The following is a 20127-nucleotide window of genomic DNA, read 5'->3' on the forward strand; positions in this document are numbered from 1 at the left end:
ATATCATGATAAATCTATCCCACTTAATAAAAAATGATATGAACCTGCTGATTTGCTTGTACGTTTTACTACAAGAACGCAGCGTGAGCAGAACTGCAGAGAAACTATTCTTATCTCAATCGGCCGTCAGTAAACAGCTGACTAAATTGCGCCAAGAGTTTGATGACCCGTTGTTCGAACGTGAGTCCAAAGGTCTACTACCAACACCAAAAGCGCTAGCACTAGAGAGCAAGCTGCAACAGATTCTGATGCAAATTGATCAGCTCCGAGAGCCAGAAGAGTTTGACCCAGAACGCTCGACACGTGTTTTTAGCATCGACCTTATTGAAACCGCCTACTCCACGATTTACCCACGTTTTCTACCTCAAGCCTTATCCAGTGCGCCAAGGATCACAATAAAAAGTGAGGATTGGAGTAACGGCAGCATTACTCGACTACAAAGAAGAGAGATCGATTTTGGTGTGGGTATCTTTGAGTTTGATGCCCGTTCTAAAACCCATGTCGATACCATCCCCGACACACTGAATTATGCCGAACTCATGCGTGACACTTCTGCTTGTATCATGCGAAAAGGACACCCTGCGTTAGAGGAAAAGTGGAACCTCAATACCTTCTTGAAGTACCGCCATATTCAAGTCATCACTGGTGGTGTATCTAGTTGGCTATTACATGAAGTTTTGGATACGAAACGACTGGGCATTGATAACGCCGTCAACATGTCCGACATTTCCAGCGCTGTGAAACTGTGTGAGAAGAGCGACTTATTACTTACCTATCCTTACAAAAGCATCCGCGAGTTCGAAGGCAAATCGGATATTGTGATTAAGCCGCTCCCAATCGAGATGGAACCAGGCGGGTTCTTTCTACTGTGGAACAAGCAACTCGACAATGACCCAAGCCATAAATGGCTAAGAGAGCTCATCGTCAGTCAGTGTTATATTTAATGGGAATCTCGAGATCTTAAAATCCCAGTTGGTAGGGTTTGCAACTTATGAGAAGGTTTGGATCTAAGACCTTTACCTGCGTTGTTACTATTGATAAGACTTCAAGGCTTTGAACTGAAATACAATTACAACGGGAGTGTCGGGTTGTTGTACAAAGGGATGGTAACTGAGATCTTTAAAGTACAAACATGGAAGTGTCCAGTTAAAGGCGAGTACAGTTGAAGTCAACTATACCCGCGATTCTTTATGTTCATACTTGTTATGCCTGATTGATAACATTTTTGATGATGCCCACCGCCTTTACTGTAGCACTTACTGCAACAGCGGTAATCCCGACATCAGATGCAGTTGATTCGACCGAGGTTAAATCAATTGAGCCAGAGATTTGTTCGATATTCTCTGTAGCAGCTGCTAGCACTTCGTGTGGTACCAAAGGTAGCATTAGCATTAAAAATAGGTATCTGATCTTCATAATTTCAATCCTTTTCTCTCATCGATGTAACTTGCTGTTCTGACAGCATTTCACGAATTGGCATTGCGCACATTATCTCTTTTTCATTAACCCCCTCGACTAGCTTAATGTAGAAATCTTGTTCCACTACTCGTATTTTTTCCCATCGATCTCGATAAATGAGCTTTTCATTTTCACTCCACTCTTTTACACACATCCAAAATGAAATCGGAAAACAAGCCTCACCGAAACCCTCGAAACGGACCCCACAATCATCGTATAGCTCGGGGTGTTCAGCACAGATCTTTTTGACCATATCTATTACATCATTGATTTCAAAATGCTTGGTTTGATGATGCAGGCGAATGCTACCTGAGAGAAGGTAGAACCCTCTCTTATCGATGTTTCTAACTGGATTGTCCATGAATACTTTGTTGGGAAAAGTTAGGTGCTCCCCACCAAATTCCTCTAAAACTGTGCAACGAAGTCCTATATGATGAACTGCGCCTGTTTTTCCGCTAATACTAATCCAGTCACCTGTTCTAAATGGTTTCTGCACTAATAACATTATCCCAGCTATGATGTTCGCGACTGCATCTTGCGCTGCAAAAGCAATTGCCATCCCCCCAATTCCAAGGCCAGCTAGGAGTGCAAAAGGATCATGTCCCGATGTGCTAATAGCGATCATGATACCGTTTACTGATGTCAGAACGATCGTGATCAGTGCTATGAAATCCACTAAAGAACTGTCGAAGTTATACGGACTTTTGGTAAGTTTCCTGTGAAAGAAAGTCGAAAATAATACTCTGAGCATACGGACTATCAGGAAAGTGAGGCTAAGTACCAACAGTACATTTAAAACTTGTTTGATGAGCGCATAGCTGTCTGATATGAGATCTTTGCTACCATCAATGAGCATTGTGGTGCCAGTTAGGACGATTAAGATTATCACTGGAACGCGCAAACATTTGTACGTATCGGACGTATACACGTAGCGGATGATACGCCACAATCTCAAGAAGCGTGCCAGTCGGAGAATAGCGACGTCACCCAACCAACCAATTCCGTCGCTCAAGAACGGCTCAATAAGGACAGGAAGGCTGAGTATTACGATAAGAAAGTCCAGTTTGTTCCAATTGTCAGTGAAATAACCTCTTGTCCCTAAATCACTCCACTTAACTACTAACTCGAGAGCGAAATAGAGCACACAAGCAAAGTCTACCCACAAAATCCACGTACCAATTGTTTTGGGTAGAGTTGGGTTCGTTTCCAAAGACACCATGATGACCGCATTTATAAAAATAACGGTTAATACGATGACTTCATGCGTCATAAACTTTAGTGTATTTTTTAGTAGCATTTTTGTCTCATTCTCATATTGACTCTCAACTTTGGAACTATTGGACTAATGCAACTAGGCAAGGCAGCATGAAAACAAATCCACACAAAGCTCCAACTAAAAAACTTACTACTTCCATAACTCTTCTCCTACTTGATAGGCGAATTTTGCAAAATTTGCGCCAACATCAAGAATGAAGAATCACCCACTTGCATATCGTCAGCCCTCATAGCAACACATTTCATTTCAAGATATTGTTATTCTCAATCTAGGAGTTTTTAAATAAAACCACATGTAAGCTTTATGCGTTCTATTGGGTACGTATGTCTCAACAGACAAGTTAATGTGGGCTAGTTTGGATCGTTTTTTGCTTCGTATAATGTTTTCAATCGAGGAATCATTCATGACTGAGATCGATTTAGAGGTAGAAAAAGCCCCAAGTGGCGAAATCGTTGATTATGATGAGTTGTGTAAGAGTATTTCTGACGGAATTCAAGATAGCGTTGGTAGCGACCCAACCCTCCTACTAGCTAATTCGGTTGATAAATTGACTAGTGTACTAGAAGAAAATGGACAGAATTTTGAAGTCAGTCATTTGGTAAATGAAGCATTTTTTTTAGGTTTCACCCTTGTCGTTTTCTGCGGCTTACTCGCACTGCCTGTTGTCACATTCATTCGGGTCCTGAGGGGATAATTATGATCACGCTTATTTACGGAAGACCTGGAACCGGAAAAACCTATGAAGCCGTAAAATATCATATATTACCTAATTTAAAACGCGGTAATAAAGTCGTAACAAATATCCCCGTAAATATCTCCGACACCAATCTTATCGTTAATGATACCCCTAAAATAATTGATATCGTAAACTCTATAGACAGTTCGGATATAGAATTAACCTTCGTATTAGATGAGTTTCAATTCCTGCTAAAAGAAGATGAAGATGCTTGGTTTCAACTTTTAGCACAGCACAGAAAGTTCAGAACAGATTTTTTTATTATAACTCAATCACCACTTTCATTACCTGAGAAGATGCATGATTTAATCTCATTTTCTCATAAGATAACGCACAACCCATTCTTTTTGAAGAAATGGAGCTATATAAAAAAAGTCTATGATGGCGTCCCTACTCTCGAACGCGTTGTGGTATTGTCTTCAAAATTAAGGTTCTACAGTAAAAAAACGTTCTCAGACTACAATTCGTTCTATCAACGAGATTATGTTAAAACTGGAAATCTTTTTCATTTCGATAATAAAAGTAATATTATGATGTGGCCTGTTTTGGCGCTATTAATTATATCATTTTTAATCTACAATTTTTCTTTCGAGAGAGATTTTAGCCTTAAGTCATACATTAGCCATTCTAATGCAAGCGAAAATTTAAATAACAGCAATGATAATAGTACCTCAAACATTGAATTCAACACTCCCCCGCACTCGCAAGTCCATACTGAAGAAAATAAAACTCACGAAGAAGAGCTGGGAGAGTATGGCGACAAACACCTAATTAACATATTATTCAGTTCAAACGTATTGATTGATGGTTGGCACATGGAAAAAGAATCGAAAGTCACATACTTCAAAGTGAATCAAAATAAAAAAAGTTTTAAATTAACTTCCAAAAACTCTATCTTCAACAAGGTAAAAATAATCAACTATGAGGAGTGCCTTATTGTTTTTCAATATGGAAAAAATGTAAAAGTAGTCACTTGCCCTCTCTTGAACTAGTTTTTAAAATTAACATCCATCAACTTCCTAAGTTTCTGAAAAACTGCGTTATGTTATTCTCATGAAAAATAATTATACTTTTACACACCTCTTGATAGCCCCCCAATATTATTGATAACACTACCAACATGCCGATATTTTCAGTGCGTTAGAATTGTCTAGAGACAGCGACTTATTACTCACCGATCCTTACAAAAGCATCCGAGAGTTCGAAAGCAAATCGGATATTGCGATTCAGCCGCTCCTAATCGAGATAGAACTAGGCGGGTTCTTTCTACTTTGGAACAAACAACTCGACAATGACCCAAGCCATAAATGGCTAAGAGAGCTCATAGTCAGTCTTATGCCTAACCACAAACCCTGTAACCAAAGTAGAAAGAGCAAAGCTATGAGTTGATGTACTTTAAATGAACATTCAAACGCCAAAAATAGAGTGCTTGCAAAGCGATAACAGAGAATGTCGAAAGTACTTCAACGATAAAATAATGTTGAGCGCCAAAGTCGAAAGAGACGATAGCCATCCCAACAAGCACAGATAAAGCGACAAATCTAAACGATAAAGGGATAGATAAAGCGATAGAGCGAAGAATGTAGGTTTTACCATCTCTATTATTCGTTCTATACGTGACTATTACACCCAAAATTGACACGACTAAGATACCAATCGCCTCGGTTATCATAACTTCATTGCTTACATACGGCGCCAAGAACATCAAGTAAGGTGTCACCGTATAAAAGATTAAGAATATTAAAGCGTATTTTATCCAATCACTGTCTGGCACTTTGTTGTCTTTTAGTTCCTCAGACAGCTTTGATGTTTTCCAAATGTACAAATTATTATTCCTTTTATGTGAGCTCAGATTGAAGGCTCGCCTAAAACCCTAACTACCAACGTTCAAACACAACTAGTTAATATCAATAAAAACAGATAACTAGCAGCAACTTCGGCCAGAAGTTTACCTCACCAAACCATTCGCGATCGATATAAAACAACCCAAAACACAAAGAAATTTATAAGATAACCATTTGATAAGCATGCAGGATACGCTTGTTTACCCTTCTCTCCATTGTTTGATAACAAAAAATTATTATCTTGAAAATTATTGATAATTTCATTTAATTAAAATTTCTCCATATACTCACCTCCATCGCAACGAAACACGGATTAAACATCACAGTTTTTTGGAGAAGAATTATGAAAATGAATCACGTAGGCATCATGGTTGGTGATATGGACAAAGCAGTAGAGTTCTACACTAAAGCGCTTGGTCTTCGCATCGTAATGAACAACACAAAAGTTATCGAAGAGCGCGAATCAGCAATCGGTCGTATGTGTATCGCCGTATTCGGTGAAGGCTTCAAAGGCTTCAATATCGCTCACCTAGTGACGTCTGACGGTATCGGTGTTGAGTTGTTTGAAATGAAAGAGCGTCAAGAGCGCCACGAAGTCGACTTCTCTCGTCTAGGCATCTTCCACTTCTGTCTACAAGTAGCGAGAGAGCAGTTCCCACAAACTATCAAACGTATTGAAGAGTTTGGTGGTAAAGCTCGCATGGACATCATGCGCTACCACCCAGAAGACGACAGCAAACAAGCTCAAATGATCTACATGGAAGACCCGTTTGGTAACCTATTCGAGCTTTACTCACACACTTACGAAGAAACTTACGCGTCTGATTACGAGTAATTGAATGCTAAAGAATCAGAAAGGGTTGGCCTAGTGCCAATCCTTTTTTGTTATGATTAGTTTTGATGAAACAACCCCTCCTAGCCCCCCCTTGGTCTCAGCTTTGGCGATCAAAATACATCGAGAGTAAAGGGGAGGAACTGTCGGAGTGGGTTAAAGCGGACTCCTGATGTCGACTAGGCCTGCCGGAATAACTCGAAAAGTTGGAGATAAATTCCCTCATCGCGCCAAAGAAAAGCCCTCCCCCTTGGACACTAAATGCAAATGCTGAGCAAACAATGTCAATACAAGGGGGGGGGGGGGTGCGAGTAAGAAACACAACCCTAAGCTCGCTATATCAAAAAGATCCCGAGATACGTCATCACAACAATACCGAGCAAGCACTCAGACAAGGGCTCTCTGATCATCTTTAATTGAATAAAACGACTGAACCGAGTAGATACGACAAAATCGCCACCTCCCCAATCCAAACTCTTGAGGTTAAAACACAGACTGAGGAATAAAAGATGACTGGCTGTCACGATGCGAGCATGGAAGAAATCCTCCGCGCCAATTGCAATAACAAAGGATGCAATATGGCAAATCGCAAGCGTCAGTTTTGGTAAAACAGAACGATACTCCACCAAAAGCAATTGCATTAACCAAAAGCCATAAATCAGTTTTAATTGCCAAGGCACCGCCTCGCCAAACAACAGAATGCTCCCTTCACCTAGCAGAGTAGTTTGCGCACCAATGTGTATCCAATAAGCAATCGCCGCCGCCAACACCATCGAAATCAATGCCGATAAGTAAGCCTGCTTTTTGATTTGCACCATGATAAACCCAGCGGACTGCAAGATAAAAAACACGATCAAGCCTTTGTCGACGTATTCCACGCTTACCCACTGGCTCACAGCGAGAAAACATAACAGATTAAAGCCTGTTTCTAGACAAAGGATACGCTTTATCTCATTGGCATTTTCTACTGGCTTCGTCAGCGGCCAAAACAGCACAGGCAACATGAGTGTCAGCACAAATGTCAGCCACACAGAGCTTTGCACAAGCAGATAAAAACCACTGCCATAAACTAAGCAAAGTATCAGAAACAGCCCACATGATAATGGGGAGTAGACCAGTGACTTCATTGACTCTCCTCACTCTCAGAGAGGGCTCGCGCAACCACATCCATCGCACATAGATTGGCGGTTTCAATGCAGCGTTCTAGCGTAGCAGGGACTCGCCAAGTTTGCCTTGGATCAGACAAGTACTCGCCGCTTAAGAAGACATTAGAAAAGTGTTTCACGGTAGTCGAGAGCGTACTCTGAGCCGTTGGTTGCGTTAATGCATGTTGCAAGACCCAGCAACGAGGCTGGCCACTTTCATTGATAACGACATCGCCATGAAAGTGATCGGCATACAGAGCATCCAGCTCTTGCGGCGTGACCATTTTAGCCCCTAGCCCCACTCTGAAACCTTTGTAGGCCGAGTGATCCAGTAAATCTAGTTGTCCGAAGAGTTGAAACAATAGCTCATCTTTAACTTGCTGCTCTGTACAAGACAGCATCGGTTTTTGATAAAGAAGGCCAAGCGCATTATCAAGATCGGTTGCCGTCACCGACAAACAGGTAATTTCGCCTCGGGGCGTATTTCGCGTGGTCACGTGATAACTTAACCCCCAAGGAGAATCGAGGACCAAACCAACCGTCCTACTCTGCAATACCGAAGGTATCCGTGAAAAATAGAACTGGAATCCGTGACTCAACACATAGTCATAACTCAGAGCAGGGCTTGTCTCAACGAGTAGAGATTGTGTCACGTGAGCCGGTAGTGCAAACACATAATAATCGGCCAAAACGGTACTATCAGTATGAAGTCGAACGCCTTCAATTCGTGTTCGGGCCTTATTGGGGTATATGGCTTGTGCTTTGTAGCCTAAATGAAATTGAACGCCCTGTTTTTGTAGATGGTGAGTCAGCGGGTTAATCAGTGCATCGCTAATTGGTTTATCCATTCCCAAGCTGTAAGCGTCTGGAGCAAATGGATGCAACTCTCCTTCTTTATTGTTGAGTAAATCCAAAATAGCCAGTGCGGGCGTATCATCGGTTGCGCCGATCCATCCGAGCAATACAGATCTCAAGAAGATAGCAAGTTTGGGACGGGTATCGTAGGAGAAGAAATCACGAACAGAAACGCCGAGTAAATCTTCTATCGAGTAAGGAGCTTGTAGCCGTTGCTTAAACCAAAGCGTGTCCTTCACGGGCACTTGAGAATAGAGCATCGAATAAGCTGATTTCGCATCATCCCACAACTTTTCTAGGCGAGTGAAATAGCTACGCTGAAACGGGATCGTTTTATTACTTTGAGCCCAAGAGAATTGAACAACATTTTGAGGATAGAGTGAATCTAAACAACTCCCCGACTCTGAAGGGATTTCTTTAAGAAAGTTAATCAGGTTGTAGTTTTTAGCGAAGAACTGTCGATGTGTGAGCTCATGCACCACGCCGCCATCATCTACCGTACCAATGCACTTGCCTCCGGTGTAGAGCTCCTTGTCGTAAACGGCAACATCAAAACCTTGCTTTATACAATTATGCGCGACGGCTAAGCCTGAAATTCCCGCGCCAAAAATCGCGACTTTCGGGCGAGAGCGGCCTGCGCTAGCGCAAGCCTCAACCTCCCCTTCACTAATAGAATGGCAAATCATCTTCTCACCTCGAACTATCGGTGAAAGTTCACATGATTCGCGATTTCTACACGATATAGGTCGTGATTCGGAAGTTGCTCAAGCACGCCACTGATGTCCAGTTCAAACGGGCTATTTGCCAGTGAGCGGCACATAATCAGATCATCACCTACAATCATCACTTTTGGTGTCGCCCCCTCCCACACCAGTTGTGCTGATAAGTTTAAATCACTGATGTTAATGCCACAGTCATAAGTGCGAGAGCGTAAAACACCATTTTCTACTTCGTAACCACCAACCAACACAATTGGATGCTGAACAGTAGGAAAGACGATTGGATCGTTTACCTCTGCAGCGGATTGAGTCGGAAAAGTAATCGCATCTTCAGCGTGAACCAAAGTAGCAGCAAGAAGGCTCACGAAGCCAAGAACGTTTTTCATTATAGTTTTCTCCATTTTTATATTTATTGCGGGAATGTTCCCAAACGAGAATGTATATCAATTGCGAACTTACCACTATTGGCTTAACTCGTTTAATTCTGTAAGAGATATGCCATTGAACAAATCTTCACCAAAAAAAAGATGAAAACTATAAATATCAACAATTTAAAAAAATGAAACAAGCAATAAGGAAAGGGGGGGTATGGGAAAAGTGAAGAAGTAAACATTTACAGGAATAAGAGATTTTTCAAAAAAGAGAGAAAAAATTGATAAACGCAGCCAATTACATAACTTTAAGCGATAGAAGACCTAAATAGGTATTGCTACTTTGTTACTAGTAACACATTGAACATTAAGATTTTATAAAATAGGCAGATATCTCACCTCAGCTTACGATAAGTCTGCTTGACTTGCCTGTAAACATAGAGCGGAAAACAGGTACAAAATAGAACTGGTGAAGCTCTTTGTAGAGACACAAGTCCTCAATATTCACTAGAATCTCTCACCGAATACAATTCGTTTAGCTTTTGAGTATAAAAAAGGCTCGGTATCAACCAAGCCTTTGAGCGATCGGATTACTTCGTAATGCGACATGTACTCTGCGATATTTCGTTGACGATCAAAATCGCTTCGTCACCTTTGGTGTGGAGCACTAACATTTGGTCATGAGATAGATACCTTACACCAGAAGCCGAGCGGACTTGTTTGAGCTCAAGCTCTCTTGCGCCATCAACGGTAATCCGCGCTTTTTCCTGCTCAAATCGGGCAGCAAACTGATGGCCGTCATCACACTGGTATTGGTACTCTGGCACATTGGAAGTACAGCCTCCAAGTACAAGCAAACTACCTAGGGTCAAAGTGATTTTAGCCGGAAGAGAAATCATTCTTCAGGCGCCCAAACGCGAATGTTCACGTCCAAATCCGCTGGTGCGTAAACCACAACAGGCAGCTTGCTGTTGTAACGGTAAAGGTCGCGTGTTGGCATTTGAACGAAAGTTTCTAACTTCTCCATATCTTCAGGACAAGCCATAAGCGTAGAGATACCACCCGCTGGAGAAGCGTCTACTTGGTAGTAGGTGTAGCCCCAGCCTTCTAGCGAATGCTCGCTCACACTGCCGCCCAGAGAAACACGGTTACAGTCTGTTTCCATCATTTTGCCTACCACAAGCTCAACGCGCTTATCTGCTTCGTTGCTTGCTGGGTCTACATAGAAAACGTGCTTCGTCATGTTCTCCATCTCTGGGAACATCTCTGCTGATGGGCGAGATACATCATTTGCTGAGTTCATTGCCGAACATCCGCTCAGTGCCAATGCACCTGCGGCCAACCAAACTGCTTTCATCGTTTTTTTCCTTTATCATATGGATGGGCATATTGTAATGGGGAATTCTGATTTAATGTGAGAGCACGGTAGGATTTGAGGCTGGCTCTCACAATTACGACGCTCTTAGCAAAATAAACGCGCGTAGTTATGCTAGCTCTGGCGATCAGCTTGCTGGTTTAGTGCGTATACTTTTCTCAAAGCACGAAAAAGGAACACGTCATGGCAAACCAGCGCAACCCCATTGAAATCAAAGCCCTCGACCACGTGGTATTGAGAACGGATAATCTCGATGCGATGCTCCGTTTCTATCGAGACCTATTGGGGTGTCCTATCGAGCGAGAGTTGCCCTACTTAGGACTGACGCAGTTACGTGCTGGCACAGCCATCATTGATTTGGTGACGGTTGAGAGTGAACTCGGCAAGTTAGGCGGTAAATCGCCAAGCCAAGATGGCCGCAACCTCGACCATTTCTGCCTGCAAATTGCGCCTTTTGAAGAGTCTGAGTTACTTGAATATCTTCATCAACATAATGTCCATGTAGAAGAGTTTGCTGAACGATATGGTGCACAGGGCTTTGGTCGGTCTGTGTATTTAGAGGATCCAGAAGGCAATGTGGTCGAGCTTAAACCACAGAAATAACTCGTTGCTATTCCTAACTTTATGTCCTCATTTTATCGACTAGAAACGGCTTCCAATTAAACCTTTTCGCCATAGATTACGTATGTTTGTTTTTAAGCTTAAATAGACAACCTTGATTAGGAACACAACATGACACTCAGCGACGACGCGCTATCCCGAATCATAGAAATGGCATGGGAAGACAGAACCCCGTTTGAAGCCATTGAGCATCAATTCGGCCTGAACGAAAATGGCGTTATCAGCCTGATGCGTCGCCACCTCAAACCTCGCAGTTTCAAGCTTTGGCGACAACGTGTATCTGGACGCAACACCAAGCACTTAAAACTGCGCTCACCAGACGTAAACAGAGGCTATTGTCCAACGCAGTACAAACAACGTTGAGCCTCTCGACAAAGTTATTAAACCCAATACTCCTCTGCCCACACCATCCGTATAAAGTACTGTCGAGCGTTAGCTATTAAATGCTCACCATATAATCCTTCACTGCTTGCTGAACCTTCTTCATGTATAGCGTGAAGGGTGTAGGCTTGTTGAAGGGGTTTCTTCCAGCCACAGCTGAGATGTTGCACCGTATGTATACACGTCCAGCTCTTACATTTATTGATTCTGTCTATATTTTTACCTAACTGTAATAGTCATTTACTTGTCGCCCTATTGTTTATATCCGAACAAATGACAATATATGAGGGCAACTCAAATAGAAATATTATTTATATTTTCTAGCCGAAAACCAGTCTAATTATAAAAGGAAAAAAGATGACAACATTAACAAAAAAACCTGGTATTTATCTAATTAAATCAGGAACTCTTGATCTTAATGACCTAAGTAAATTACTTGAAGTGAAAGGATTAAAAAGTGACATGGCCGAAGTTTCTGTTACAAATAACAATGCACCCTTAACAATTGGACACTTCACCATGTCTCCAGGGGAAGAATTTGAGTACTTTTATGATTCTGTAGAATATAAAGTCGTAACAAAAGGAAGAATAATAGTACGCGATGTTGAAGGCAATAAGTATGTTGCAGAAGTTGGTGACGTTATTCTATTCTCGGCGGAAGTAAAAGTAATATTTGATGGGGAAAGCAATGGCGAAGCCATCTACACTGCACACCGCAAGGCCGATGAAAACTTTTTACCAAAAAAATAACCTCAAATTAATTTAAAATTAAATATTCTCACCTAAAGTATTTTCAGAAATAAATCAAAGGATGATAATGAACAAGATTTTATTTACATTTTTATTATCTAGCTCAGCACTGCATGCGCAAGCTAGTACATGTGATCACTTACCAACCCACCATGATCTAACTAAAGCCCTAAAAAGTGTGGTCGCTACTACGAGCAATGAGGAAAATGGAGGCTTAGAGTTAAATATGTGGGGCACCATTGTGGCAAGGGACGGCACCGTATGTGTCGTGGCTAAAACTGGCGGGAGCTTTGGTGAACAGTGGCCAGGTAGTCGCGTAATATCGGCGCAAAAAGCAAATACAGCGAATGCGTTTAGCTTACCAGAACTATCACTCTCCACCGCTAACTTATGGAAAGCAACGCAACCGGGAGGTAGTTTATTTGGGTTACAATTCAGTAATCCTGTTAATTCTGAGTTAGCATTCAAAGGGCACTCTAAAAACTTTGGCCAACATAATGACCCAATGATAAACCATAGGATTGGGGGCATAAATGTATTCGGCGGAGGGTTAGCTCTTTATAATGAACAAGGTGAAATTGTCGGTGGTTTAGGTGTGAGCGGTGACACATCATGTGCCGATCATAATATCGCTTGGAAAACTCGCAACGCTCTTAAATTAGACTTTGTTCCAAAGGGTATTTCTGAAACCGGTGATGATAACATTATCTATGATAATAATAATGGGTTCTCTCATGTCAATTGTGGGAATGGTGAGCAAGATATAGCTAAAAATCTACCGAATAGCTTCCCTATATCTAAGATAAAGTAAATAGTATAAACATGAAAGCTAAGCCTGGGAATAATTTACCCATCCCAGGCTTTATCTATTAATGATTTATAGAACTCATCCCTTTATTTTCCTCATTCTTTGAGCAAATTTAATAATCGTATTTTATCTCATACCCTCACTCCTAATAAAGAGTATTATGTTAGAGATAGTAAAACCAGTAGAGCTTGATATAAAGATCAAGAAAGTTGGTTAAATTAACTGAGGTATTATTGAAGCGCCGTCATATTATACCCGTATTTTTCTAGCTTGCTCACATAATTTATGGGCTTGCCACCAAGGCTTATTTTTATATTCTTTTGCCACGTAAAAACTCTCTCCTGCCATCGGGGTTATCAGCTCAATGTGATCAGCTTGGCAATGTTCAATCAAGTCCTCAATGGGCTCATCCCATTTGTGCGTAAACAACTCATACGTTGCCCAGTGCACAGGTAGCAACTTCTTCGCTTGCAGATCTTTGAATGCTCGTACCGTGTGATGCGCTTGCATGTGTCCCCAGTTCTCAACCGGATAACCTTGGTTGCCTTTCACATCTGCCGCGACTTCCAAACAGGCAATATCAATCGGGCCGCAACGCTCAGCGATTTGCGTAAAGTGACTATCGTACGCACTGTCGCCGCTGAAATAGAGGTTCTCTTGCTGCCCTTTTACCACCCAAGATGCCCATAAGGTCGAATTCTTATCCAGATAATTACGCCCTGAGTTGTGATTGGCTGGCGTGCAAATCAGCTCGACGTTGGCGTAATGAACGCTCTCCCACCAATCAAATTCCACCACGTTATCAGGTCTAACGCCCCAACGAATCAGATGCTTACCGACACCGAGTGGCACGTAAAATGTTACGGATTTATCAGAATAGTAACGTATGGTCGAAGCTTCGAGGTGATCGTAATGATCATGAGAGATCACGATGACATCCGGAATCGGCAAGCTATCGCGTACGGCTGTATTGGGGATATTGCGCTCAAACCATGCCTTAGCAATCAACGGCGACGCATAGTCGAATACAGGGTCAGTCAGAATGCGCACGCCATCGGTCTCAATCATCAAAGTGGAATGCCCGAGCCAAGTGACTCGCATCGCTTGCTGTCGCTGCTCAAACCGCGTCGGCTCTATCGATGAATAAGGCAACTGGTTATCGGGACTGAGCGGCGAACGTCCGCCCATGTAGGCCCAGCACACTTGCCAAAAAGACTGAGGGCTTGGCACATTTGGCATCTTGTCTTTGACGCGTCCATGTTCAAATTGAGCTGAGTGGTGAATGCGATGCGCCAACTGCGCGTAGTAAGTGCGAGGAGTAATCAGTGATTGCGTTGCGCGCTCACGAGCCAAGTACGTGTTTTTAAGTGTCGTTTCAGACATGTCCTATCTACGTCTTGTTCAATAAACTATGGTTTTAGTTAAGCCTGCTTGTATGTCTTTTTCATGACCAAAATAGGGCGTAAGATGAAGATTAAGTTTCAGAGAAGTATTTCTGTCCTTATCGGTCTTGATAAGGAAGAGAGAAGGAGAAAAGTTATGGTGACCTGCAGCCAATACGATTTTATTGAAATCGCTTGTATGTTTAATCTGCCCGTGGAGATCACCCTCAAAAACGGTGAGAAACATCAAGGCAGCGCATTTGATACAGGCTATGATATTGAACGACAAGAGTGCTTGTTTTTGGATATCGATGGCGAGCACATTTCGTTCCCAACCGAACAATTGATTGCAATGAAAGCACTCAAAGACAACCCGCATTTCAGTGAAGTGACCTTCAGTTAATTACTCGAAAAGCGATATAAGAGTCAGAGGCAAAAAAGCGCCCTTAACTGGCTGAGTTAAGGGCGCTTTTGTTTGGCTTTAGAGATTTACCTTGAGCGGATAAATATCAGCATCGGCATCATGATAACGAACATCACCCCGACCAACTGGAAGGTGTGCACAAAGGCCAGCATTTGCGATTGCTGATGGAGCATATTCTGGTATTGCTCCAATGCCGCAGGATCGGTAATCGACAATCCCTGCTTCGCAGCCCAGTCATGCAGCACTGGGTTATAAGGGTTGAAGCCTTCTCCCAAAGCATGCCATTGCTGTTGGCTGTCACGGTATTGGTATGTAGTCGCAATCGAGATACCAAACGAACTACCAATGGTGCGGAATAGGTTAAAAATACTCGCCCCCGCCACCGACTGCTCTTTTGGCAATGTCATGTACGCTAGTGTCGATAAGGTCGAGAAGGTCAAACCCAAGCCCATACCTTGAATCATACTTGGCATCACGATCCAGAAGGTATCGATTTCCATGGAGTACAAGGTCATGAGGTAACTACCAATACCGATACAGGTTAGGCCAAAGACAATCTTCAACCTTGGATCGAATTGTGGGTTAATCACAATCACCAATATCAGCATACACGCAGACGCCAAGCCCCGCGGTGCCATTAACATACCCGTGGTGGACACTGGGTAGTTCAATAAGCTTTCGAGCAACATTGGTTGTTGAGTGGTCAAGCCGAACATGGCCATCGACACCACTGCCATCATTAAGGACGAGACCATGAGGTTTTTGTCCTTGAGGAGCCACAGAGGTGCAATGGGGCTCTTGGTCTTCCAGCTGCGGTAGATCCACATGATTAAGCCCATGATCGCCAGCAGCACTGCGGTTTGGATAATGCGAGAGTTGAACCAGTCTTCGTCGTTACCCTTGTCGAGTACGAACTGCAACGCACCGACCCCGAGGGCCATATAGCCAATGATCCACCAGTCGAAGTTTGGTTTGGATTTGTTGCTAATGTGGATGTAGCGATAAATCAGCGCAGCACACACCAAGCCAAATGGCAAGTTGACGTAGAAGATCCAACGCCAATTGATGTTGTCAGTAATCACACCGCCTACTACTGGGCCTAAGATAGGACCAAGCAAGATACCGATGGAGAAGATAGCCATCGCCTTGCCTTTTTGCTCGGAAGGGTAAATCTGAACCAGTGTCGATTGCGCCAGTGGAATAACCGAAGCACCAAACGCACCTTGGATAATACGGAACACCACCATCTCTTCGAGTGAACCCGCTTGTCCACAGAAAGCACTGGCAATCACAAAGCCGATGACCGCCACCAGCATGACTTTGCGCTCACCAAATCGCGATACCCAGAAACTGGTCATCGGGATGAAGATTGCCTCAGCCATGCTGTAGCCAGTTAGCACCCAAGTGATTTGGTCTGCCGTTGCGCCCAATGCGCCCATCATGTGTGAAAGCGACACGTTAGCAACGGTCATGTCTATCAGCACCATGATGGCCGAAAGCATCACGGCGACGGTGGCTATTCCCCGTTTGTCGGCCGTAATCTCGTTACTCATTGTGCGTTACTTTTCAGATCAACAGTCACTTCAGAACTTGCACCCACACGCAATTGTGGCGCACCTTCAGGTACTTCCAGCGTCAAACGCACAGGGAAACGTTGCTTAATTTTCACCCAGTTACCAGTTGCATTTTCTGGTGGCATCAAAGAGAAAGAGGTACCACTTGCTGGCGACAGTTCTTCCACTTTCGCATCCCACACTACGTCTGGGTACATATCGATCACGACTTCAGCGTGCATGCCTGCTTTGATGTGCGTTAGGTCCGTTTCTTTAAAGTTTGCGCGTACCCAGTAGCTGTCTTTCACAATCACAGGGAACAGAGTTTGGCCAATGCCGACAACAGAGCCAGTATGTGTGTTGATTTCACCAGCGATACCATCAACAGGAGAAGTGATGTCAGTGTAGCTAAGGTTCAGTTCCGCTTGTGCAAGTTGCGCCGCTGCTTGCTGAACAACCGCTGCTTCTGCACCTTCTTCACCGCGGTTCGCGATCGCTTTTTCAACCGTTGCACGTGCTTGTTCTAAACTCGCTTGAGCGTTCGCGAGTTTGTTCTTCGCGGTATCCAAATCTTGGTCAGACGCTAATTTGCGTTTCACTAGCGAGTTAGTACGTTTGTACTCCAACTGCGCTTCGGTAAGGTTCGAGCGTGCAGCATCCAATCCCGCCACCGCTTCGGTCACTTGCTTGTCGGCTACGTCGTGCTGTTGCACCGCCAATTGATAAGCCGCTTTCGCTTGTTTAACTGCGAGCAGGTAAGGGCGAGAATCAATCTTTAATAGCAGGTCGCCTTTGTTCACCACTTGAAAATCTTTGGCTTCTACCGAGATCACTTGGCCTTGAACCTGAGGAGCGACAGACAGGATTTTAGCTCTTACGTAGGCGTCTTCCGTACTTGGGTGACTGTCAGAGTATTGCCAAGACCAGTACATCGCACCGAAGGCGATAACACAAACGAGAAGGAAAAGGATTTTGGTCAGTTTGGATTTCGAAGTGGATTTCTTCGCGATATCGTCGCTCATTTATATTGTCCAAGTGTTCAATTATGTGATTAGTGTAGGATTTTTCAGCTTCCGAACAACAAGACGATCTGAAAGGTTAAGTTTCGATTTTAAGCGTTGATCATTTGCTCAAATGATGCGCAAAGATATTCACTCTCCAATCGTGCATAAAGTATAGAAGAGAGAAACCCAATGGGGTGTGATAGACAGAGTAGAAATGGTTCAGTAATAACAGACAAAAAAAGAGGGGCAATCCCCGCAACTGCCCCTAAAAGTCATGCCAATAATCTTATTGTTCTTTTACTACTGCTTTTACTTAGAACTTGTAACCGCCGCTGATCATGAATACCCAAGGGTTGATTTCAACGTCCGTTTTTTGTTTCGCGCCACCCGCTTTGTAGGTCGCTTTTGTCTCAATGTTTGCGTACCACGCCGATGCGTTTAGGAACCATTTATCGTTGATCATGTAGTCCACACCAACGTTTGCAGCTAGACCGAACGAATCATCCAATTTCAGATCAGAAAGTCCCGCACCTTTACCTGTACTGTTAAAGCCTTCATCGAAGAAGATGGTGTAGTTTAGACCAGCACCCACGTACGGGCGGAATTTGCTTTGTGAGTCACCAAAATAGTATTGAACCATTACTGTAGGTGGCAAGTGTTTGGTCTCACCGATATCACCAAGACCAAGTAGGTCAGTCGAAATATCATGGCTAAATGGTGTTGCAGCTAGAACCTCTAAGCTGATGTTGTCGGTGAACATGTAACCAAACGTCAAACCCAGCTGGGTGTTTGAATCCACTTTAAGCTCTTCTTGAGAGCCCAAGATCTTGTCACTGCTGTCGTTTGGTACAACCGATGCCGCACCAACACGTAGAATAAAGTCACCTTCACTGTGAGCGAAAACACTTGGAGACACTAACGCGGCAACCACTGCTAAACTGCTGATTGTTTTTTTCATTGTTATTTCCTTTGTAGGGCTTAATAGTTCTTATATTCTTGAGCTGCGCGCAATCTAGCACATAGAAACCCTACTATTTTGATGGAAATCAATTTGTGAAAAATATAGCTTTTTCGTATATAAAAACGCCATTTTGATCAACAAATTATGCAAATAGGACACAATCCTGTAATGCAAACTGTGCGTGTGAGAAGCATGCGTCGCAGTTCTCATTCCGCCTCCTCTGTACGCCTCTGCATTCAACAAAACTTTTTTCTCGATATGTGCGGATTATTTTCAAAAAATACCCACTTTAAATCGCCAATTTGACCTCTTAAATTGGCGATTTTCGGCCTTTGTAAGCCACTGAAATACAACAAGTTATATTTCTGGAAAATCAGTCACTTAGGGTGTTAGTCTGCTTCCAACCGAACAAAGAAAAGATAAAAAGCCATGATTAAGACCGATCTCACTTTCGAACAGGAAGACTTTTCTCACCAAGATTTGCAAAACGCCACCTTTGAAAACTGCCGCTTTTATCAGTGCAATTTCGACCATGCCGATCTGAGTGATGCAAAGTTTATTGATTGCCGCTTTATCCAATCGAGCGACATAGAAGGCTGCAGTTTCCGTTATGCAAAACTCAAAGACGCCAGCTTTAATAACTGCATGTTGGCCATGTCTCAGTTCAATGGTGCAGACTGCGTCGGCATCGAACTGCGCAAGTGTGATTTGAAAGGCGCAAACTTTCAAAGTGCCAACTTTGCTAATCGCGTCAGCAATACGGTTTTCTTTTGTATCGCCTACATCACTGGCTGCAACTTGGCTTACACCAACTTTGAGCGTGCATTAATCGAGAAATGCGACCTGTTTGAGAACCGATGGAGCGGCGCCAATCTGATGGGCGCAAGCTTTAAAGGCTCAGACTTATCCAGAGGTGAATTCAGCAAAGAACAATGGGGCAGCTTTAATATAGAAGAGAGCGACCTTACCCACGTCGACTTAGAAGGCTTGGACATTCGCCGCGTCTCTTTATACGGTGTTAAGATCTGCGACTGGCAGCAAGAACAACTGCTCGCACCATTTGGATTGATCGTTATTTAGGAAGCATTATGAATCTGTTTAAAGACCTACCCAGTGATCTGAGTGAAGAAGTGTTCGAAGATTTACTCACGCATAAACAGCTGCGTATCGAGCGCATCGTCTCGAAGGGACAAACCACGCCAGAGGGTGAATGGTACGATCAAGAAGAACATGAATGGGTATTGGTTCTACAAGGCGCAGGCGAACTGACTTATGAAGATGGTTCTGTAAAACGTTTAGAGACGGGCGATCACCTCAACATTCCTGTACATACCAAGCATCGCGTGAGCTGGACTGATCCCGAGCAAGAAACCATTTGGCTGGCGGTTTTTTACAGTTAGATTTTCGACTTACGAGTTATTCCGACGAGCAGGTAAAGAAAAACGGGGGAAAGAAACCCTAACTTTCCCCATGTGCGCAATAAAGGGTCTAGGTGAAGCGCAAAGTAATTGAAGTCATGACCTCTGAGCCAGTCTCCCAACCGTTACTCAGAAATGAAGTGAGCCATTACTTCAATGTTCGATAAGAAAAAATGTTCGCTGAAGTGTTATTGGATAGAAAGTGTGTTTTGTT

The 20127-nt window shown here is 43.2% G+C and carries 23 protein-coding genes; 11 read left to right on the forward strand and 12 right to left on the reverse strand.

Annotation, left to right across the window (positions count from 1 at the left end):
• Positions 1-5: 5 nt before the first annotated feature.
• Entirely contained in the window at positions 6-944 is a 939-nt protein-coding gene (locus tag A8140_RS22745) for a LysR family transcriptional regulator (protein WP_033000785.1), read from the forward strand.
• Between the two features lie 259 nt (positions 945-1203).
• Here A8140_RS22745 and A8140_RS22750 read toward each other — a convergent pair whose 3' ends face one another.
• Both A8140_RS22750 and A8140_RS22755 read right to left on the reverse strand, forming a co-directional pair.
• Positions 1204-1416: a hypothetical protein gene (locus A8140_RS22750; protein ID WP_005537049.1), complete on the reverse strand. Its 213-nt coding sequence runs from the start codon at positions 1414-1416 to the stop codon at positions 1204-1206.
• Between the two features lie 4 nt (positions 1417-1420).
• Complete coding sequence (locus tag A8140_RS22755) at positions 1421-2755, reverse strand: mechanosensitive ion channel domain-containing protein (protein ID WP_038863607.1); 1335 nt, start codon at positions 2753-2755, stop codon at positions 1421-1423.
• A 382-nt stretch (positions 2756-3137) separates the two neighbouring features.
• Here A8140_RS22755 and A8140_RS22760 point away from each other — a divergent pair, with 382 nt between their 5' ends.
• Both A8140_RS22760 and A8140_RS22765 read left to right on the forward strand, forming a co-directional pair.
• On the forward strand, positions 3138-3428 hold the full coding sequence (locus A8140_RS22760; protein ID WP_005533071.1) for a hypothetical protein: 291 nt from the start codon (positions 3138-3140) through the stop codon (positions 3426-3428).
• Between the two features lie 2 nt (positions 3429-3430).
• A complete protein-coding gene (locus tag A8140_RS22765; protein ID WP_005533074.1) occupies positions 3431-4462 on the forward strand; it encodes a zonular occludens toxin domain-containing protein in 1032 nt (343 codons plus the stop codon).
• Between the two features lie 386 nt (positions 4463-4848).
• Here A8140_RS22765 and A8140_RS22775 read toward each other — a convergent pair whose 3' ends face one another.
• The gene (locus tag A8140_RS22775) at positions 4849-5295 is read right to left on the reverse strand and encodes a hypothetical protein (RefSeq protein ID WP_005533076.1); all 447 of its coding nucleotides are present in this window, start codon (positions 5293-5295) and stop codon (positions 4849-4851) included.
• A gap of 362 nt (positions 5296-5657) precedes the next feature.
• Here A8140_RS22775 and A8140_RS22780 point away from each other — a divergent pair, with 362 nt between their 5' ends.
• On the forward strand, positions 5658-6149 hold the full coding sequence (locus A8140_RS22780) for a VOC family protein (protein ID WP_005533078.1): 492 nt from the start codon (positions 5658-5660) through the stop codon (positions 6147-6149).
• Between the two features lie 332 nt (positions 6150-6481).
• On the opposite strand, the gene A8140_RS22785 is transcribed toward A8140_RS22780, so the two are convergent.
• The 5 genes from A8140_RS22785 to A8140_RS22805 form a co-directional block, all read right to left on the reverse strand.
• Positions 6482-7273, reverse strand: coding sequence for a hypothetical protein (locus A8140_RS22785; RefSeq protein WP_005533080.1), 792 nt, complete (start codon positions 7271-7273; stop codon positions 6482-6484).
• The gene (locus A8140_RS22790; RefSeq protein WP_005533082.1) at positions 7270-8832 is read right to left on the reverse strand and encodes an NAD(P)-binding protein; all 1563 of its coding nucleotides are present in this window, start codon (positions 8830-8832) and stop codon (positions 7270-7272) included. The genes A8140_RS22785 and A8140_RS22790 overlap by 4 nt, the downstream gene beginning before the upstream one ends.
• A gap of 14 nt (positions 8833-8846) precedes the next feature.
• On the reverse strand, positions 8847-9251 hold the full coding sequence (locus tag A8140_RS22795) for a hypothetical protein (RefSeq protein ID WP_005533085.1): 405 nt from the start codon (positions 9249-9251) through the stop codon (positions 8847-8849).
• Positions 9252-9826: 575 nt separating this feature from the next.
• Complete coding sequence (locus A8140_RS22800; protein WP_005533088.1) at positions 9827-10135, reverse strand: MliC family protein; 309 nt, start codon at positions 10133-10135, stop codon at positions 9827-9829.
• Positions 10132-10593: an ecotin family protein gene (locus tag A8140_RS22805; RefSeq protein WP_005533090.1), complete on the reverse strand. Its 462-nt coding sequence runs from the start codon at positions 10591-10593 to the stop codon at positions 10132-10134. The genes A8140_RS22800 and A8140_RS22805 overlap by 4 nt, the downstream gene beginning before the upstream one ends.
• Positions 10594-10794: 201 nt before the next feature.
• Between A8140_RS22805 and A8140_RS22810 the strand changes: the two genes are divergently transcribed.
• The 4 genes from A8140_RS22810 (at position 10795) to A8140_RS22825 (ending at position 13174) form a co-directional block, all read left to right on the forward strand.
• Positions 10795-11214, forward strand: a complete 420-nt coding sequence (locus A8140_RS22810) for a VOC family protein (protein ID WP_005533093.1) — start codon at positions 10795-10797, stop codon at positions 11212-11214.
• A gap of 129 nt (positions 11215-11343) precedes the next feature.
• Complete coding sequence (locus A8140_RS22815; RefSeq protein ID WP_005428362.1) at positions 11344-11595, forward strand: TIGR03643 family protein; 252 nt, start codon at positions 11344-11346, stop codon at positions 11593-11595.
• A gap of 375 nt (positions 11596-11970) precedes the next feature.
• Positions 11971-12363 (forward strand): hypothetical protein, encoded by a 393-nt coding sequence (locus A8140_RS22820; protein WP_005533095.1) that lies wholly within the window; start codon positions 11971-11973, stop codon positions 12361-12363.
• A 67-nt stretch (positions 12364-12430) separates the two neighbouring features.
• On the forward strand, positions 12431-13174 hold the full coding sequence (locus tag A8140_RS22825; RefSeq protein WP_005533097.1) for a GlcG/HbpS family heme-binding protein: 744 nt from the start codon (positions 12431-12433) through the stop codon (positions 13172-13174).
• 246 nt (positions 13175-13420) lie between these two features.
• On the opposite strand, the gene A8140_RS22830 is transcribed toward A8140_RS22825, so the two are convergent.
• On the reverse strand, positions 13421-14554 hold the full coding sequence (locus tag A8140_RS22830; RefSeq protein ID WP_005533099.1) for an MBL fold metallo-hydrolase: 1134 nt from the start codon (positions 14552-14554) through the stop codon (positions 13421-13423).
• 156 nt (positions 14555-14710) lie between these two features.
• Between A8140_RS22830 and A8140_RS22835 the strand changes: the two genes are divergently transcribed.
• Positions 14711-14956, forward strand: a complete 246-nt coding sequence (locus A8140_RS22835; RefSeq protein ID WP_005533101.1) for a Rho-binding antiterminator — start codon at positions 14711-14713, stop codon at positions 14954-14956.
• A gap of 86 nt (positions 14957-15042) precedes the next feature.
• Here the strand turns inward: A8140_RS22835 and A8140_RS22840 are convergent, their stop codons facing one another.
• From A8140_RS22840 to ompW, 3 genes are all read right to left on the reverse strand, one after another.
• Positions 15043-16530 (reverse strand): MDR family MFS transporter, encoded by a 1488-nt coding sequence (locus A8140_RS22840; protein ID WP_005533103.1) that lies wholly within the window; start codon positions 16528-16530, stop codon positions 15043-15045.
• Complete coding sequence (locus tag A8140_RS22845) at positions 16527-17552, reverse strand: HlyD family secretion protein (protein ID WP_005533107.1); 1026 nt, start codon at positions 17550-17552, stop codon at positions 16527-16529. Before A8140_RS22845 ends, A8140_RS22840 begins: the two co-directional genes overlap by 4 nt.
• 295 nt (positions 17553-17847) lie before the next feature.
• Positions 17848-18492, reverse strand: a complete 645-nt coding sequence (ompW, locus tag A8140_RS22850) for an outer membrane protein OmpW (protein WP_005533110.1) — start codon at positions 18490-18492, stop codon at positions 17848-17850.
• A 432-nt stretch (positions 18493-18924) separates the two neighbouring features.
• On the opposite strand from ompW, the gene A8140_RS22855 reads away from it, so the two are divergent.
• Together A8140_RS22855 and A8140_RS22860 are read left to right on the forward strand one after the other, a co-directional pair.
• Complete coding sequence (locus tag A8140_RS22855; protein WP_005428393.1) at positions 18925-19575, forward strand: Qnr family pentapeptide repeat protein; 651 nt, start codon at positions 18925-18927, stop codon at positions 19573-19575.
• 8 nt (positions 19576-19583) lie between these two features.
• On the forward strand, positions 19584-19895 hold the full coding sequence (locus tag A8140_RS22860; protein ID WP_005533113.1) for a cupin domain-containing protein: 312 nt from the start codon (positions 19584-19586) through the stop codon (positions 19893-19895).
• The last annotated feature ends 232 nt before the right edge of the window (positions 19896-20127 follow it).

This window comes from Vibrio campbellii CAIM 519 = NBRC 15631 = ATCC 25920 (assembly GCF_002163755.1).
Taxonomy (GTDB): domain Bacteria; phylum Pseudomonadota; class Gammaproteobacteria; order Enterobacterales; family Vibrionaceae; genus Vibrio; species Vibrio campbellii.

What these genes read in the sequence shown, in the direction of transcription:
- A8140_RS22745 (WP_033000785.1), top strand. Translation starts at nt 6, where the DNA reads ATGATAAATCTATCCCACTTAATAAAAAATGATATGAACCTGCTGATT.
- A8140_RS22820 (WP_005533095.1), top strand. Translation starts at nt 11,971, where the DNA reads ATGACAACATTAACAAAAAAACCTGGTATTTATCTAATTAAATCAGGA.
- A8140_RS22790 (WP_005533082.1), bottom strand. Translation starts at nt 8,832, where the DNA reads ATGATTTGCCATTCTATTAGTGAAGGGGAGGTTGAGGCTTGCGCTAGC.
- A8140_RS22835 (WP_005533101.1), top strand. Translation starts at nt 14,711, where the DNA reads ATGGTGACCTGCAGCCAATACGATTTTATTGAAATCGCTTGTATGTTT.
- A8140_RS22800 (WP_005533088.1), bottom strand. Translation starts at nt 10,135, where the DNA reads ATGATTTCTCTTCCGGCTAAAATCACTTTGACCCTAGGTAGTTTGCTT.
- ompW (WP_005533110.1), bottom strand. Translation starts at nt 18,492, where the DNA reads ATGAAAAAAACAATCAGCAGTTTAGCAGTGGTTGCCGCGTTAGTGTCT.
- A8140_RS22805 (WP_005533090.1), bottom strand. Translation starts at nt 10,593, where the DNA reads ATGAAAGCAGTTTGGTTGGCCGCAGGTGCATTGGCACTGAGCGGATGT.
- A8140_RS22760 (WP_005533071.1), top strand. Translation starts at nt 3,138, where the DNA reads ATGACTGAGATCGATTTAGAGGTAGAAAAAGCCCCAAGTGGCGAAATC.
- A8140_RS22840 (WP_005533103.1), bottom strand. Translation starts at nt 16,530, where the DNA reads ATGAGTAACGAGATTACGGCCGACAAACGGGGAATAGCCACCGTCGCC.
- A8140_RS22830 (WP_005533099.1), bottom strand. Translation starts at nt 14,554, where the DNA reads ATGTCTGAAACGACACTTAAAAACACGTACTTGGCTCGTGAGCGCGCA.
- A8140_RS22855 (WP_005428393.1), top strand. Translation starts at nt 18,925, where the DNA reads ATGATTAAGACCGATCTCACTTTCGAACAGGAAGACTTTTCTCACCAA.
- A8140_RS22860 (WP_005533113.1), top strand. Translation starts at nt 19,584, where the DNA reads ATGAATCTGTTTAAAGACCTACCCAGTGATCTGAGTGAAGAAGTGTTC.
- A8140_RS22795 (WP_005533085.1), bottom strand. Translation starts at nt 9,251, where the DNA reads ATGAAAAACGTTCTTGGCTTCGTGAGCCTTCTTGCTGCTACTTTGGTT.
- A8140_RS22810 (WP_005533093.1), top strand. Translation starts at nt 10,795, where the DNA reads ATGGCAAACCAGCGCAACCCCATTGAAATCAAAGCCCTCGACCACGTG.
- A8140_RS22845 (WP_005533107.1), bottom strand. Translation starts at nt 17,552, where the DNA reads ATGAGCGACGATATCGCGAAGAAATCCACTTCGAAATCCAAACTGACC.
- A8140_RS22825 (WP_005533097.1), top strand. Translation starts at nt 12,431, where the DNA reads ATGAACAAGATTTTATTTACATTTTTATTATCTAGCTCAGCACTGCAT.
- A8140_RS22785 (WP_005533080.1), bottom strand. Translation starts at nt 7,273, where the DNA reads ATGAAGTCACTGGTCTACTCCCCATTATCATGTGGGCTGTTTCTGATA.
- A8140_RS22780 (WP_005533078.1), top strand. Translation starts at nt 5,658, where the DNA reads ATGAAAATGAATCACGTAGGCATCATGGTTGGTGATATGGACAAAGCA.
- A8140_RS22750 (WP_005537049.1), bottom strand. Translation starts at nt 1,416, where the DNA reads ATGAAGATCAGATACCTATTTTTAATGCTAATGCTACCTTTGGTACCA.
- A8140_RS22765 (WP_005533074.1), top strand. Translation starts at nt 3,431, where the DNA reads ATGATCACGCTTATTTACGGAAGACCTGGAACCGGAAAAACCTATGAA.
- A8140_RS22755 (WP_038863607.1), bottom strand. Translation starts at nt 2,755, where the DNA reads ATGCTACTAAAAAATACACTAAAGTTTATGACGCATGAAGTCATCGTA.
- A8140_RS22815 (WP_005428362.1), top strand. Translation starts at nt 11,344, where the DNA reads ATGACACTCAGCGACGACGCGCTATCCCGAATCATAGAAATGGCATGG.